We start from the raw sequence: 15,556 nt of genomic DNA on the forward strand, positions 1-15,556 counted from the left end.
ATTGAAAACGTTTAACCAGTTTCTCACCGATCGCTACCACCCACTCGAATCCAGCCTCAACGACACCAAGCCCCTGCTCATCGACACCGCCGCCAACCCGCAGGACATCCTCGAATGTGCTGTCCAGCGTCTGCGCGCTTCCAGCGACCTGCTCCGCACCCTGTACTGCCTCAACTTCAAACAAGCCGACGTCGAAGACATCCCCCACATCACCCACGCGCTATATCTGTTGACGCAGGACGGCTGTGACCTGCTGCAGGTCGCGCAGCAGCGGATGCTCAACTGGAAAGAACCGACCTGATAACAAGCTGCCTGCCTTTAACTTAAGAACATGATTGCTGGACACCCGGCGTCCAGCCCAAGGAGTGAATTTTGCAAACTACTATTGATTGCGTACGATGGAAGCCATTGTTCAGCCAAGGACTTGTCTTCATGATCATTGAAACCATCGATCACAGCACCCTTACCCACCTGATTGATAACGGTTCTGTTAGCAGCACAAGCATCATCGCCAAACCCGGTGGCTGGTCGATCCAAATTCAGCAAGGAAGCAAAACATTTGCACTGGCAGCGCAACGCAGCGGTCAGGTGCGTCTGTTCAAACGACTTGAAACCCTAGTCAGCTATCTGCAGGGTTTAGGTATCAGCCGCTTTGGAGTGGATGCTTCAAACTACGATCCGCTGCAACTTAAAACCTATGCTCGTCCGGATCGCTCCGAAGCTCTGAAACAGGCACATGAAGCCGCTGCGTATGAAGAATGGTTCAAGCAGCAAGTTCAGATCAGCATCGACGATCCAAGACCAAGCGTTAGCGATGAAGATGCTCGCCGAATATTCGCTGCCAAGCGTGATGCCTTGCGTCAACGAGCACGCTGATGAGGCTGGTCTGGCGCCAACAAGCGCTTGATGACCGAGACCGAATCATGAATCGCATCGGGCAAGACAATCCTGAAGCGGCTGCGGATCTGGACGACGTTTTCGAATCAAAAGGGGACATCGCCCGACAGCGTCCCACCTTATACAAAAAGGGCAAAGTTGAAGGCACTAGGGAAATAGTCGCTGCCTCCAACTACGTCATCGTCTACACGATCAAAGATGAATACGTGGAGGTGTTGCGAATTATTCATGCCCGGCAGCAATGGCCGTGATGGCGTACTGGAGCCTCTATATCGAGCGGGAAGTGCAATTATTCTGGCGCCATCACTACTCGAGTGAAGGAATATCAGCGTTATGGCCAAAAAGACCGCGCCCCTGCTTCCGAAAACTGCAGCGCTGCTGAGCAATCTGGGCGACCGTCTGAGATTGGCACGTTTGCGCAGAAAGCTGACTGCCAAAACAGGTCGCCGAACGAGCCGGAATGTCAGTCATGACACTACAGTCTCTGGAAACAGGTGCTACGGGGGTGACGATAGGGGCTTATGTGTCAGTAATGCAGGTTCTGGGTTTGGAACAAGACTTGAACCTGCTGGCATCTGCAGATGACCTGGGCCGCTCTATGCAGGATGCACGACTGACCGGTTCCAAACATACAAACAACGGGAAGCGAGCACGAGTCATTGCCAGCGGCGGCAGCGTCAATGCTTGTGGCTCAACGGAGCAAAACTCGAGTTATGGAGAGCTATCCATTGAGTCCAGCCGCAAGTTTCCACTCAATACTTTTTCTCTGTCCGAGCTTTTAAACGATGTGAATAAATTGAAGAAGGAAGACTAAGAACTGAACCACAAAAAAGCCGCCCCAAAGGGCGGCTTTTTCATTCACAACAACCGATGCTTACAACTTCGGCCCTGCAGCCTTGATCGCGTCGCTCACTTCGAACTTCTTGAAGTTCTCAATGAACAGACCGGCCAGTGCTTTAGCGGCTTCGTCGTATGCGGCCTTGTCAGCCCAGGTGTTGCGTGGGTTGAGCAGAACGGTGTCGACGCCCGGGACGGCCAGTGGCACGTCGAGGTTGATGGTGTCGAGGTGTTCGGTGGCGGCACCGATCAGTGCGCCGCTCTGGATCGCTGCGATCACTGCGCGGGTGGTCGGGATGTTGAAGCGTTTGCCGACGCCGTAGCCGCCGCCGGTCCAGCCGGTGTTGACCAGGTAGACCTTGGAGCCGAAGCCGCGGATGCGCTTGATCAGCAGCTCTGCGTATTCGCCGGCCGGGCGCGGAAAGAACGGTGCGCCGAAGCAGGTGGAGAAGGTCGACTTGATGCCGCTGCCCGAACCCATTTCAGTCGAGCCCACCAGTGCGGTGTAGCCGGACAGGAAGTGGTACGCCGCTTGTTCTTCGTTGAGGATCGACACTGGCGGCAGCACGCCGGTCAGGTCGCAGGTCAGGAAGATCACCGCGTTCGGCTCGCCACCGAGGTTCTTCTCGGAACGCTTGGCCACGTGCTCCAGCGGGTAGGCGGCACGGCTGTTCTGGGTCAGGCTGACATCGGCATAGTCGGCGTGCTTGGCGTCGTCGATGACGACGTTTTCCAGCACCGCGCCGTGCTTGATGGCTTTCCAGATGACCGGCTCGTTCTTCTCGGAGAGGTCGATGCACTTGGCATAGCAGCCGCCTTCGATGTTGAACACCACACCTTCGCCCCAGCCGTGTTCGTCGTCACCGATCAGGTAACGGCTTTCATCGGCCGACAGGGTGGTTTTACCGGTGCCCGAGAGACCGAAGAACAGGGTCACGTCGCCTTCTTCGCCGATGTTGGCGGCGCAGTGCATTGGCAGCACGTCAGCGGCCGGCAGCAGGAAGTTCTGCACGGAGAACATGGCTTTCTTCATTTCACCGGCGTAACGCATGCCGGCGATCAGCACTTTCTTCTGCGCGAAGTTGATGATCACGCAACCGTCGGAGTTGGTGCCGTCACGCTCAGGCACGCACTCGAAGTTGGCCACGTTGAGCACTTGCCACTCATCACGACCAGCCGGGTTGTACTGGGCCGGATTGATGAACAGGCAACGACCGAACAGATTCTGCCAGGCAGTCTGGGTGGTCATTTTCACGGCCAGGTAGTGATCTTCCGCAGCGCCTACATGCACGTGGGAGACAAAGTGCTCTTGCGCATTGTTGAAGGCTTCAACGCGAGCCCACAGAGCATCGAACTTGTCGGCCGGGAACTTGCGGTTGATCGGGCCCCAGGCAATAGCGGCCTGGGTGGAAGGCTCTTCAACGATGAAACGGTCGACTGGCGAACGGCCGGTGCGATGACCGGTGCGGACTACCAGAGCGCCGGTATCGGCAAGCTCGCCCTCACCGCGTTGCAGGGCTTCTTTTACCAGATCATCAACACTCAGATCGGTGTACACGGCGTTATTGGCTTGCGTCATGAGGTTCCCCGTCGGCCAGTGGCCGAGTGTGCTCCAAACGTTTTGTAGTAGAAAGTCGTGCACTACTACCGCGAAAAAAGTGGGCCGGATTATGCCAGAAAAGCCCAAAAAGAGTAGGGTCCTCCCGTCGTAACGGCGAAATTCCGTCGCTACGCAGTGAATTTACCTGCGCTGAACCGTTTTAGTGCCGGGTATCTGACGGCGTGTCGACACCCGCGCCAGCGAACAATTGAGCGATATCGGCCGAGTCGAACACGTACTGCTGATTGCAGAACTGGCAGTCGATCTCGACTTTGCCGCCCTGTTCAGCCGCCAGCGCCAGCGCATCCTCCAGCCCAAGACTGACCAGCGCATTGCCGGAGCGTTCCCGCGAGCAGCTGCAGTTGAAGCGCAAATGCTGCACATCGAACAGGCGCACTTGCTCTTCGTGATAGAGGCGATGCAGCACGGTTTCGTTGTCCAGGCTCAGCAGTTCATCGGCACCCAGAGTGCTGGCCAGCGCGGTGAGATGCTGCCAACTGGCGGCGCGATCTTCTTCATCCTTCAAGCGATCGGCAGGCAATTGCTGCAGCAGCATGCCGCGGGCACGACGGCCGTCGGCGAACAGCTTGAAGCGAGTACCGACCTGTTGCGACATGAGGAAGTAATTGGTGAAGCAGTCCGACAGGGTTTCGCCGTCGAGATCAACGATGCCCTGATAACGCTGGCCAACGGTCGGGTCGACAGTCAGGGCCAGCACTCCGTTGGGCATCAGATCAGCCAGGGTAGCGCCGGCGGCAATCTGCTCGGCGTCGTAGCGTGCCAGGCCACGAATCTCGCGTTCGCTGGAACATTCGATCATCAATAGCGGAATCGGCCCTTCGGAGCGCGCCTGCAAAATCAGCAGCCCGTCGAACTTCAAAGTGCCGACCATCAGCGAGGCCGCCGCCATCAATTCGCCGAGCAGCTGCGCCACCGGCTCCGGGTACGGATGCTTGGCAAGAACCTCGGCGTAGCTGCGCTCAAGCGCGACCAGTTCGCCGCGAGTGTCGCTGTCGTCGAAGATGAAACGTTGGGTGAAATCGGTATCCGTTAGGTCGGTCATAGGTTCGGGTATCTGAAAGTGATGACAAAATGATTACAAAACGTGAAAATTTGCGGTTCTTGGCACCCTTTTTGGTGCCGGCGTTTTGGCCATGGGAGGCATTTTATGAACAATCCGGGTTTGTTCCAATCAAGGTGGAACCTCGGCCGGCTGGTTCTTTGTAACGTAGTGCCATTGGCGCTACTGGCTTTCTGGTTATGGCCTACGGGCCAGATGCTGTGTGTGATTTTCGACGAGTGGCTGTTCCGCTCGCTCAACGCACCGCTGGCCAGCAACCCGATATGGCTCCACATCTGGGCAATTGCAAGTCTGCGCCCGTTCGACATTGTTGTCGGCCTGATTTTGCTGACGCTGCTTATCAAGGGCGACTGGGTGTTCAAGGCGATCGACGTGCGCCGCGCATTTTTTGGGTTCTTCTCGATACTGCTGCTGATGGTGGTGATCCGCGCGCTGTTTTCCAAATTCGCCGATCACATGGGCTGGCAACACAGCAGCCCGTCGATGGTCCTCGAAGGCGCGGTGCATATCAGCGATTACTTTCCGCACCTGGAAAAAACCTGGGAGCTGAAGGATCGCTCAGGCCAGAGCTTCCCCGGTGATCATGCTTCGGTGCTGTTGATCTGGGCGTTGTTCATGGCGGTGTTCAGTCGCACGACCGGTCAGTTTCTGACCGTTTGGGGCTTGGCGCTGTTGTTCATGCTGCCGCGCCTGGTGGCCGGTGCGCATTGGGGCCAGGACGATTACATCGGCGGCGTGTTGCTGGCGGTGTGGGCGTTGGGTTGGGGTTATTACACGCCGTTCGCTTATCATGCGGCGAATTTCTGGTTGAAGGTGACTGCGCCGTTTTTTTCGCTGCTGAGCAAATTGCCGATGGTGTCGCGGATGAGTGTTGTGCGTCGCGCCTGATACCGCGTCGCCTTCAGCGAGTGCTGCGCACTCGAATCGCCAGCAGGCTGGCTCCCACAGTAAACCGAGTTGCTTGAGCATCATGCGGTCAATGTGGGAGCCAGCCTGTTGGCGATGAGGCCGGCACTGGCAGCACACTCAGACTTACTCGCTGTTGCTGCTACCTCGAAACTTGAACAGATCCCGCCGCTGCTTCTTGCTCGGCTTGCCATCGGTGCTCACGCCCAGCGCTCCCGCCTTGCGCATCGCCGCAGCGGCTTCGCGCTTGGCAATGCTCGCCTCGGTCTCGCTGTACAGCGTCTGCGCTTCCGGCGCCCCGCGCCGCACAATCGATAACGCCTCAACCCGCACCGTGCGCTCTTCAAAACCGGTACGAATTTCGAATTCGTCGCCGATACGCGGCTCCTTGCCTGGCTTGCAGCGCTCTCCGCGACAGTGCACTTTGCCGCTTTCAATCGCCGCCTTGGCCAAGGCGCGAGTTTTATAAAAACGCGCGGCCCACAGCCATTTGTCGAGACGGACCTTGTCGTCCTCTTCCTGTTTTTGCGCCATATGAATTCCTCGTTCAGCCAGTAGTCGGAACTGTACTACCGTTTCTGTCGGGCGCAAGAATCCGGCCCTCCAGATAGACTGTGATCTAGGCCGGCTATGCGGCATGGAGTGTTCGAGTGATTACAATTTTCCCCTCTTCGTTGACCGCGCCCAAAAGCGGTTGCCAGGGCTGCCAGCAAAGCGAGCCGCTGGACTTCGATTTCGCATTCGCCTACCAACCGATCGTCGACCTGCGCGACCAATCGGTGTTCGCCCATGAAGCGCTGGTGCGCGGCGTGGCCGGTGAAGGCGCGATGTCCGTGTTAGATCAGGTTACAGAAGCAAACCGCTACCGTTTCGACCAGCTCTGCCGGACCCGCGCCATCGAAGGCGCGGCCGCGCTAAACATGCAGACATACTTGTCGATCAACTTCATGCCCAACGCCGTCTATCGTCCAGAGTTATGCATTCGCAGCACCCTGGAGGCCGCCAAGAAACATAATTTTCCGATCGACCGGCTGATTTTCGAAACCCTGGAAAGCGAGCACGTAGATAACTATCGCCATTTGACCAATATTCTGCGTGAATACCGCGAATTCGGCTTCAAGACCGCCATCGACGACTTCGGTGCCGGGTATTCGGGGCTCAATCTGCTGGCTGATTTCCAACCGGACCTGATCAAACTCGACATGGCGTTGATTCGCGATGTCGATCGTGACCGTGTTCGTCAGGCGATCGTTCGGGGGATTGTCACAATCTGTGCGGAGTTGAACGTTACAGTCATCGCCGAAGGCATCGAGAGCGCCGGTGAACGGGATTTCCTGGCGGACTGTGGAATATTTCTGATGCAGGGCTACTGGTTCGCCAGGCCTGCATTCAAAGCGTTGGCCCAGGTGTCGCCTGAGGCCTGGGCACGTTAATCGTTGGTTTCTTTCTTTGAAGACATTTGATCATTTGACCGTTGTCGGTCTGCGCGAGTGGGTGGCGCTCCCGGATTTGGGAGTCGCCGGCCTGCGGGCGAAAATCGACACCGGCGCCAGCACCTCCAGCCTGCACGCCACCGACATCGAGCCGTTCGAACGTGACGGCGAGAAGTGGGTGCGCTTCACCGCGCACCTCGGCACGGTGGTGCAGTTGCGTCATCGCCGCTGCGAAGCGCCATTGGTAACGCGCAAGACCATCAAAAGCTCCAACGGCCATGCGCAGGTGCGCTACGTGATCAGCACCACCCTGGCCTTGGGCGATCGAGTGTGGCGGGTCGAGTTCACCCTCGCCTGCCGCAAGTCCATGCGCTATCGCCTGTTGCTCGGTTCCAAAGCCCTGATCGATGGCCACCTGGTGGTCAATCCGGGCATCAAATATGTACAAGACAAGCCGGTGTTCCCGGTATCTACCTTTTCCACAGGTGTTGCATGAAGATCGCTGTGCTGTCGCGTAATCCGCGTCTGTATTCCACCCGCCGTCTGGTCGAAGCCGGAACCGAGCGCGGGCATGAAATGGTGGTGATCGACACCTTGCGCGCCTATATGAACATCGCCAGCCACAAGCCGCAGATCCACTATCGCGGCAAACCGCTGGAAGGCTTCGATGCGGTGATTCCGCGGATCGGCGCATCGGTGACTTTCTACGGCTGCGCGGTGTTGCGCCAGTTCGAAATGATGGGGGTGTTCCCGCTCAACGAATCGGTGGCCATCGCCCGCTCGCGGGACAAGCTGCGTTCGCTGCAACTGCTGTCGCGTCGTGGTATCGGGTTGCCGGTGACCGGGTTCGCCCACTCGCCGGATGACATTCCCGACTTGATCGACATGGTCAACGGCGCGCCGCTGGTGATCAAGGTGTTGGAAGGTACTCAGGGCATCGGTGTGGTGCTGTGTGAAACCGCGACCGCTGCCGAGTCGGTGATCGAGGCGTTCATGGGCCTGAAGCAGAACATCATGGTCCAGGAGTACATCAAGGAAGCGGGCGGTGCGGATATTCGTTGTTTCGTGGTCGGCGACAAGGTCATCGCGGCAATGAAGCGCCAGGCCAAACCGGGTGAGTTCCGTTCCAACCTGCACCGGGGCGGCAGCGCCAGCCTGATCAAGATCACCCCGGAAGAACGCATGACCGCCTTGCGTGCGGCCAAGGTCATGGGCCTGGCGGTGGCGGGTGTGGACATCCTGCGCTCCAACCATGGGCCGCTGGTGATGGAAGTGAATTCGTCGCCGGGACTGGAAGGGATCGAGACCACCACCGGCAAGAACGTGGCGGGGATCATCATTGAGCATCTGGAGAAGAATGGCGGGCCGAATATGACCCGCACCAAAGGTAAGGGCTAAAGCCAGCTTCAAGCTTCAAGCGGCAAGCCCCAAGCGACAAGTAAAGTCGCTCTTGCTTGCAGCTTGCAGCTTGCAGCTTGAAACTTGCAGCTGCTTCTATACCGCGTCTCGCGGCAACATCAACCCCAACGGCAATCTCACCCGCGCCTCAAGCCCACCTCCGGACCGATTGCGCAGTTCAACATTGCCGCCATGCATCGAAGCAATCCGCTTCACGATCGCCAAACCCAAGCCAGTACCCTTGCCACCCCGCGCACGGTCGCCACGAGTGAACGGATTGAAGATCGCCTCCAGCTCCGACGGATCGATCCCCGCGCCGCGGTCCATCACGCTCAGCACCACATACGGCGCGCTGACGTCTCCGGACACATAAGCCGCCACTTCGACGTGACCGCCGGCATGGTTCAAGGCGTTGCCGATCAGGTTGTTGAGCAGGCGTTTCATCGATACCCGACGCAGCGGAAACGGCTGGATCGGCTCCAGGCGCAAGCGCACCTTCTCTTCATTCTGGTTGTACGGCGCCGCGACTTCACGCACCAGATCGCTGAGATCGACCTCCTCCACCGACTCGTCGCGACCGTCACGAATGAACGCGAGGAACTGGTCGAGAATGGCGTCCATGTCTTCGATGTCGCGGACCATGTCATCGGTGAGGTCGTTGCGGTCGCCCATCAACTCCAGCGACAGCCGCAGCCGGGTCAACGGTGTGCGCAAGTCATGAGACACGCCGGCCAGCATCAGCTCACGCTCGCGTCCGGCCTGTTCGACGTCTTCGGCCATCTGGTTGAAGGCGCGATAAACCTCGGTCATCTCACTTGGCGTGTCACTGATCGGCAGCCGCACGCTGCGGCCCTGACCGAGTTGGCGCGCGGCGTAGACCAGACGTTTCAGAGGCTGATTGAGCTGGCTGACGAAAATCCATGCCGAGGCCGTCGACAACAGACCGATGGCCAAGAACCAACCGAGCACATTCCAGATCTTTTGGCCGCGCAACGGGTGCGGGTACAACGGCACCTTCAGCCAGCCATCGCCCAGGCTTGGCGCGCGCACCCACAGCGCCGGCGGCGAATGCATACGCAAGCGCACCTCGGTATCGGCGCCCAGTTCCGCCTGCATCTGCCGTTGGTAGATTTCGCTGTACGGCCAATGCTGTTCGCCTTCCGGCACACCGGCGCCGACCACGCGAATCAGGGTCGCGGCATCCGCGATTTTCGCGCGGTTTTCTTCATCGGCGGCCCAATAGGCGCGCAGCGTCAGGGCGACGCCGTGGCTGTATTGACGGTCCACCAGCACGTCCTCGTTCATCAACAGATAAACCAGGGTCAGCGCCTTGGAAAACAGCACGACGATGAGCACCAGCCAGAGGGTGCGGGAGAAAAAGCTTTGGGGGAACCAGACGGGGGTTTTCATCTTTAACCGCTACACACTTGCAGGAGCGAGCAATGCTCGCATATTGCGGATTGCGAGTCTGCGGGCTGGCCGTTCGACCAAAACCTGCAGACCCGCTCCTACAAATCACCGATCACTTGCTGGCGGTGCCATCCGGTACGAACACGTAACCAACGCCCCAGACAGTCTGGATGTAGCGCGGTTTGGACGGATCAGGTTCGATCATCCGGCGCAGACGCGAGATCTGCACGTCGATGGAACGCTCGAGGGCATCCCATTCGCGGCCACGGGCCAGGTTCATCAGCTTGTCGCGGGTCAGTGGCTGACGGGCGTTCATCACCAGCGCCTTGAGCACTGCGAATTCACCGGTGGTGAGCATGTGCACTTCGTCACCGCGCTTCAGTTCGCGGGTCGCCAGCGACAACACGTAATCACCAAAGGTGACGTTTTCGTCTTCGCTGCCCGGCGCGCCCGGTACCGGGGCAGCCTGGCGACGCAGCACGGCTTTGACCCGGGCCATCAGCTCGTCCGGGTTGAACGGCTTGGCCAGGTAATCATCGGCGCCCAGTTCCAGGCCCTTGATGCGGCTCAGCTCGTCGCCTTTGGCGGTGAGCATGATGATCGGGATCTGGTTGTTCGCGCCACGCAAGCGGCGGCAGGCAGTCAGGCCATCTTCGCCCGGCAGCATCAGGTCGAGCACGACCAGATTGAACACTTCACGCGCCAGCAAACGATCCATTTGTTCGGTGTTCGGTACGGTTCGGGCACGGTAGCCCTTGCTGACGAAAAAACGTTCCAGCAGGCTGCTCAGCCCCGGATCGTCGTCAACGATGAGAATTTTTTCGCCTTCAGCAGTTTGTGCAGTGCTGCTCATTGGATGCTCCTTTTAGCTCGGCGCGCATTATGGCGTAGCTGCCGTTATACGCACCGTGTGCATTGTTAGCAGATTTTTCCTTCACTGCCAGAAAACCGGGGTTTATGCCTACAGACTGCAACGCCCCCGAATGACAGAACGCTGGTTATAATGCGCGGCGTTTTGTGCCAGGCAACGTCTGAATCGTTACCGCAGGTGGCAGGCTTTTTTCCTCGCCTCGCGCAGTAATCGTTCGATTTCACGGGTCAATGGGCTGCCTCTTGATCCAGGCAGCGGCAATTCTCTAGCCGCTCAACCAGACTCCGGGCCTTTATTTCCGTGCCCGCGGGCCTGCTTTCACACTATGTCAGGTGGTTTTATGGACAGCATCAACAGCCGCATCGCCGAAGAACTCGGTGTACGCCCACAACAGGTCGAAGCGGCCGTCGCGCTACTCGATGAAGGCTCTACCGTTCCCTTCATCGCCCGTTACCGGAAAGAAGTCACCGGCAGCCTCGATGACACCCAGTTGCGTCATCTGGAAGAGCGCCTGCGCTACCTGCGAGAACTCGACGAACGGCGTATCAGCATCCTCGCCAGCATCGAAGAGCAAGGCAAACTCACACCGGCGCTTGAGCGTGACATCAAGCTCGCCGACACCAAAACGCGACTCGAAGACTTGTACCTGCCGTACAAGCAGAAGCGCCGCACCAAGGGCCAGATCGCCCTCGAAGCCGGCCTTGGCGAGCTGGCTGACGGTCTGTTCAACGACCCGACTCTGGCCCCCGAAGCCGAAGCCGCGCGCTTCGTCGATGCCGAAAAAGGCGTGGCGGACGTCAAGGCTGCGCTGGAAGGCGCCAAGTACATCCTCATGGAGCGCTTCGCCGAAGACGCCAGCCTGCTGGAAAAATTGCGTAACTACCTGAAACAGGAAGCCACCCTCAGTGCCCGCGTAATCGCCGGCAAGGAAGAGGAAGGCGCCAAGTTCCGCGATTACTTCGAACACGATGAACCGCTGAAAAGCATGCCGTCGCACCGCGCGCTGGCGATTTTCCGTGGCCGCAACGAAGGCATCCTCAGCTCCGCGCTGAAAGTCGGCGACGAACTGCCGGGCACCATGCACCCGTGCGAAGGCATGATCGCCCAGCAATTCGGCATCCAGAACCAGAACCGTGCGGCAGACAAATGGCTCGGCGAAGTGGTGCGCTGGACCTGGAAGGTCAAGCTCTACACCCATCTGGAAACCGACCTGCTGGGCGAGCTGCGCGATGGCGCCGAAACCGAAGCGATCAACGTGTTCGCTCACAACCTGCACGACTTGCTGCTGGCCGCACCGGCCGGCCCGCGCGCTACCCTCGGCCTCGACCCGGGCCTGCGCACTGGCTGCAAAGTGGCCGTGGTCGATTCGACCGGCAAGTTGCTTGATCACGCCACGGTTTACCCGCACGTGCCGCACAACAAGTGGGATCAGACCATCGCCATCCTGGCCGCCCTGTGCGCCAAGCATTCGGTGGACCTGATCGCCATCGGCAACGGCACCGCCAGCCGCGAAACTGACAAACTGGCGATCGAGCTGATCAAAAAATACCCGGCAATGAAAATGACCAAAGTCATGGTGTCCGAAGCCGGCGCATCGGTGTACTCGGCGTCGGAACTGGCGGCCAGGGAATTCCCCGATCTGGACGTATCGATCCGTGGCGCGGTGTCGATCGCTCGCCGCTTGCAGGATCCGCTGGCGGAGCTGGTGAAGATCGATCCGAAATCCATCGGTGTCGGCCAGTATCAGCACGACGTTTCGCAGCTGAAGCTGGCGCGGGGTCTGGACGCGGTGGTCGAGGACTGTGTGAACGCCGTGGGCGTGGATGTGAACACCGCTTCGGTGGCACTGCTGGCGCGCATCTCCGGTCTCAACGCCACACTGGCGCAAAACATCGTCGCGCACCGCGACGAACACGGTGCGTTCAAGACCCGTGCGGCGCTGAAGAAAGTCGCGCGTCTGGGCGAGAAAACCTTCGAACAGGCCGCCGGCTTTTTGCGCGTGATGAACGGGGACAACCCGCTGGATTCGTCCGCAGTGCACCCGGAAGCCTACCCGCTGGTGCAGCGTATCGCCGCCGAAACCGACCGTGACATTCGTTCGCTGATCGGCGATGCCGCGTTCCTCAAGCGTCTCGATCCGAAGAAATTCACCGACGAAACCTTCGGTCTGCCCACCGTGACCGACATCCTTCAGGAACTGGAAAAACCCGGCCGCGATCCGCGTCCGGAGTTCAAGACCGCCGAGTTCCAGGAAGGCGTCGAAGACCTCAAAGACCTGCAACTGGGCATGATCCTCGAAGGCGTGGTGACCAACGTGACCGCGTTTGGCGCGTTCGTTGATATCGGCGTGCATCAGGACGGTCTGGTACACATTTCGGCGCTGTCGGAGAAATTCATCAAGGACCCACGCGAAGCGGTGAAGGCCGGTGACGTGGTGAAAGTGAAGGTCATGGAAGTCGACATCCCGCGCAAACGCGTCGGCCTGTCGATGCGCATGGGCGACACGCCAGGCGAGAAAATCGACGGTGCCCGTGGCTCGCGTCCGGGCTCGGCACAACGCCAGCCGTCGAACAATGCGCCACGCAAGGAAACCGTCAGCGCAGCGCCGGTGAACAATGCGATGGCCTCGCTGTTCGCCAACGCCAAGCAGTTGAAGAAACGCTGATGGAGCTGCCGGCCGGGCTTGTCGAGAGCGCGTTTTTCAAGCTGTTGGGCTGCCGCCTGCACAGCCTGGAAACCGGGGTGGCGCAAGTCGCCCTGGCGCTGGAGCCGCAGCTGCGCAATCGCGGCGGCAAACTCCACGGCGGCGCGCTGTTCAGCCTGGTCGACATCGCCATGGGGCTGGCCTGTTCCAGCAGCCACGGTTTCGATCAGCAGAGCGCGACCATCGAATGCAAGATCAACTACATCCGCGCCGTTTCCGACGGCGAGGTGCTGTGCACGGCGCGGGTGATCCACCCGGGCCGCCGCACGCTGGTGGTCGAGGCCGACGTGATGCAGGGCGACAAACTGGTCGCAAAAGCGCAAGGCACCTTCGCTGTCCTGTAGCTAGACGCCATCAATTTGAGTTAATTTCGGCGCAACGAACCTTGTGGGAGCAAGCTTGCTCGCGAAGGCGGTGTGTCAGGCAACCGAAATGTTGGCTGATAAACCTTCTTCGCGAGCAAGCTCGCTCCCACAAGGATTGTGCAGTTCCTGACTGACCGGCAAATGGCCTGCCGCTACAAAACCAGGCGATAACGCCAGTTTCAACTTCACCCTTGTAGACCGTCCTGCCCACCCCCATATTGGGGCGACTGACGCGTGAAGGAATCCAAATTGAGCGAACTTCTCAACCGCCGCCTGGCTCTGCTCGGCGAGCGCGCTAACCTCTCTCTGCTCGAGCAGTGCCTGCACGGTATCGAACGTGAATGCCTGCGCGTGACCAGCGAAGGTCGCCTGGCGCAAACGCCGCACCCCGAAGCCTTGGGTTCCGCGCTGACCAACGAACAGATCACCACCGACTACTCCGAGTCGCTGCTGGAATTCATCACGCCCGCCCTGCCCGACCCGGCCGACACCCTGGCGAGCCTGGACAAGATTCATCGCTTCGCCTACAGCAAACTTGGCGACGAGTACCTGTGGAGTCCGTCGATGCCGTGCCCGTTGCCGGCCGAGGAAGACATCCCGATCGCCTATTACGGCACCTCCAACATCGGTCAGCTCAAGTACGTCTACCGCAAGGGTCTGGCCCTGCGTTATGGCAAGACCATGCAATGCATCGCCGGGATTCACTACAACTTCTCGCTGCCGGAACAGCTCTGGCCGCTGCTGCGCGAGTCCGAGGGCTTTGTCGGCACCGATCGCGATTTCCAGTCGGTTTCCTACATTGCGCTGATCCGCAATTTCCGTCGCTACAGCTGGTTGCTGATGTACCTGTTCGGTGCCTCGCCGGCGCTGGATGCGGGATTCCTGCGCGGTCGTTCACATCAGCTCGAACAGCTCGATCCGGACACCTTGTACCTGCCGTACGCGACCAGCCTGCGCATGAGCGACCTCGGTTACCAGAGCAACGCCCAGGCCGGTCTGACGCCGTGCTACAACGATCTGGCGAGCTACACCGACAGCCTGCGCAAAGCCGTGGCCACGCCGTACGCGCCGTACGTAGAGGTCGGCACGCACAAGGATGGTGAGTGGGTGCAGCTCAACACCAACATCCTCCAGATCGAAAACGAGTACTACTCCAATATCCGCCCGAAACGCGTGACCTACACCGGCGAGCGGCCGATTCAGGCCTTGATGGCGCGCGGCATTCAGTACGTCGAAGTACGTTGCCTGGACATCAACCCGTTCCTGCCGATGGGCATCGACCTGACCGAATCGCGCTTCCTCGACGCGTTCCTGCTGTACTGCGCGTTAAACGACAGCCCGTTGTTGACCAATACTTCGTGCGGCAACGCTACGTCGAACTTCCTCAGCGTGGTCAAGGAAGGCCGGCGTCCGGGCCTGCAATTGCAGCGCGACGGCCAAGCGGTCGAGATGAAGACCTGGGCGGCTGAGTTGCTTGAGCAGATCGCTCCGCTGGCCGCACTGCTCGATCAAAGCCATGGCGGCGATACGCACAGCAAGGCGCTGGATGCACAACTGGCGAAAGTCGGCGATCCGTCGCTGACACCGTCGGCGCAGGTGCTGGCGGCGATGGCCGAGCACAAGGAAAGCTTTGCGCAGTTCTCGCTACGCCAGAGCCAGGCCCATGCCGAGTTTTTCCGTAGCGAGCCGTTGGCGGCGGATGAGCAGGCGAAGTTCGAGGAAGTGGCGCGCTCGTCACTGGCGCAACAGGCAGAGCTTGAGCAGAGCGAGGTCGGTGATTTCGATGTGTTTGTCGGGGCGTATCAGGCGAGCATTCTGGCGATCAGTAACTGAAAAGCCCCTTTAAAAGCCCCTCACCCTAACCCTCTCCCGGAGGGAGAGGGGACTGACCGCGGTATGGGTGCGAGGTACGCACACCTGCAATACCGCGCCGAACTCAAGACTTGAAAAACATGAAGATCGGCTCCCTTTCCCCCTCGCCCCCTTGGGGGAGAGGGCAAAGATCTAACGTCGAACGCAACTTCCGAAATATCCACAATCCCCCGTGCCTTAGA

General features: G+C 59.4%; 15 protein-coding genes and 1 pseudogene. 11 read left to right on the forward strand and 5 right to left on the reverse strand.

Features of this window, described 5'->3' with window-relative positions; all coding sequences use genetic code 11:
* Position 1: 1 nt before the first annotated feature.
* The 4 genes and pseudogenes from V6F91_RS14950 (at position 2) to V6F91_RS14965 (ending at position 1,711) form a co-directional block, all read left to right on the forward strand.
* Positions 2-301, forward strand: coding sequence for a hypothetical protein (locus tag V6F91_RS14950; RefSeq protein WP_332765667.1), 300 nt, complete (start codon positions 2-4; stop codon positions 299-301).
* 131 nt (positions 302-432) lie between these two features.
* Entirely contained in the window at positions 433-876 is a 444-nt protein-coding gene (locus V6F91_RS14955; protein ID WP_332765669.1) for a hypothetical protein, read from the forward strand.
* Positions 876-1,148, forward strand: coding sequence for a type II toxin-antitoxin system RelE/ParE family toxin (locus V6F91_RS14960; RefSeq protein WP_206414664.1), 273 nt, complete (start codon positions 876-878; stop codon positions 1,146-1,148). The genes V6F91_RS14955 and V6F91_RS14960 overlap by 1 nt, the downstream gene beginning before the upstream one ends.
* A gap of 82 nt (positions 1,149-1,230) precedes the next feature.
* Positions 1,231-1,711, forward strand: a pseudogene (locus tag V6F91_RS14965) (helix-turn-helix domain-containing protein).
* Between the two features lie 60 nt (positions 1,712-1,771).
* Here V6F91_RS14965 and V6F91_RS14970 read toward each other — a convergent pair.
* Together V6F91_RS14970 and hslO are read right to left on the reverse strand one after the other, a co-directional pair.
* Complete coding sequence (locus tag V6F91_RS14970) at positions 1,772-3,313, reverse strand: phosphoenolpyruvate carboxykinase (protein ID WP_090288305.1); 1,542 nt, start codon at positions 3,311-3,313, stop codon at positions 1,772-1,774.
* Positions 3,314-3,494: 181 nt separating this feature from the next.
* The gene (gene hslO, locus V6F91_RS14975) at positions 3,495-4,397 is read right to left on the reverse strand and encodes an Hsp33 family molecular chaperone HslO (protein ID WP_332765672.1); all 903 of its coding nucleotides are present in this window, start codon (positions 4,395-4,397) and stop codon (positions 3,495-3,497) included.
* A 105-nt stretch (positions 4,398-4,502) separates the two neighbouring features.
* Here hslO and V6F91_RS14980 point away from each other — a divergent pair, with 105 nt between their 5' ends.
* On the forward strand, positions 4,503-5,303 hold the full coding sequence (locus V6F91_RS14980) for a phosphatase PAP2 family protein (protein ID WP_332765673.1): 801 nt from the start codon (positions 4,503-4,505) through the stop codon (positions 5,301-5,303).
* 144 nt (positions 5,304-5,447) lie between these two features.
* Here the strand turns inward: V6F91_RS14980 and V6F91_RS14985 are convergent, their stop codons facing one another.
* On the reverse strand, positions 5,448-5,855 hold the full coding sequence (locus tag V6F91_RS14985) for an RNA-binding S4 domain-containing protein (protein WP_332765674.1): 408 nt from the start codon (positions 5,853-5,855) through the stop codon (positions 5,448-5,450).
* A gap of 119 nt (positions 5,856-5,974) precedes the next feature.
* Between V6F91_RS14985 and V6F91_RS14990 the strand changes: the two genes are divergently transcribed.
* The 3 genes from V6F91_RS14990 to rimK are packed head-to-tail and all read left to right on the forward strand — an operon-like array spanning position 5,975 to position 8,152.
* Positions 5,975-6,754, forward strand: coding sequence for an EAL domain-containing protein (locus tag V6F91_RS14990; protein ID WP_332765883.1), 780 nt, complete (start codon positions 5,975-5,977; stop codon positions 6,752-6,754).
* Between the two features lie 34 nt (positions 6,755-6,788).
* Entirely contained in the window at positions 6,789-7,250 is a 462-nt protein-coding gene (locus V6F91_RS14995) for an ATP-dependent zinc protease (RefSeq protein ID WP_172833355.1), read from the forward strand.
* Positions 7,247-8,152, forward strand: a complete 906-nt coding sequence (gene rimK / locus V6F91_RS15000; RefSeq protein ID WP_007949201.1) for a 30S ribosomal protein S6--L-glutamate ligase — start codon at positions 7,247-7,249, stop codon at positions 8,150-8,152. Before V6F91_RS14995 ends, rimK begins: the two co-directional genes overlap by 4 nt.
* A gap of 96 nt (positions 8,153-8,248) precedes the next feature.
* Here rimK and V6F91_RS15005 read toward each other — a convergent pair whose 3' ends face one another.
* Together V6F91_RS15005 and ompR are read right to left on the reverse strand one after the other, a co-directional pair.
* Positions 8,249-9,562: an ATP-binding protein gene (locus V6F91_RS15005; protein WP_090288293.1), complete on the reverse strand. Its 1,314-nt coding sequence runs from the start codon at positions 9,560-9,562 to the stop codon at positions 8,249-8,251.
* Between the two features lie 112 nt (positions 9,563-9,674).
* Positions 9,675-10,415 (reverse strand): two-component system response regulator OmpR, encoded by a 741-nt coding sequence (gene ompR, locus V6F91_RS15010; RefSeq protein ID WP_332765678.1) that lies wholly within the window; start codon positions 10,413-10,415, stop codon positions 9,675-9,677.
* A 358-nt stretch (positions 10,416-10,773) separates the two neighbouring features.
* Between ompR and V6F91_RS15015 the strand changes: the two genes are divergently transcribed.
* The 3 genes from V6F91_RS15015 to gshA all read left to right on the forward strand — a co-directional run bounded on the left by V6F91_RS15015 (position 10,774) and on the right by gshA (position 15,335).
* Positions 10,774-13,098, forward strand: coding sequence for a Tex family protein (locus V6F91_RS15015; RefSeq protein ID WP_332765680.1), 2,325 nt, complete (start codon positions 10,774-10,776; stop codon positions 13,096-13,098).
* Complete coding sequence (locus V6F91_RS15020; RefSeq protein WP_332765682.1) at positions 13,098-13,481, forward strand: PaaI family thioesterase; 384 nt, start codon at positions 13,098-13,100, stop codon at positions 13,479-13,481. Before V6F91_RS15015 ends, V6F91_RS15020 begins: the two co-directional genes overlap by 1 nt.
* A gap of 270 nt (positions 13,482-13,751) precedes the next feature.
* Positions 13,752-15,335: a glutamate--cysteine ligase gene (gene gshA / locus V6F91_RS15025; RefSeq protein WP_332765684.1), complete on the forward strand. Its 1,584-nt coding sequence runs from the start codon at positions 13,752-13,754 to the stop codon at positions 15,333-15,335.
* Positions 15,336-15,556 lie beyond the last annotated feature (221 nt).

The sequence above is a fragment of the Pseudomonas koreensis genome (assembly GCF_036668835.1).
In the GTDB taxonomy this organism is placed as follows: Bacteria; Pseudomonadota; Gammaproteobacteria; order Pseudomonadales; family Pseudomonadaceae; genus Aquipseudomonas; species Aquipseudomonas koreensis_I.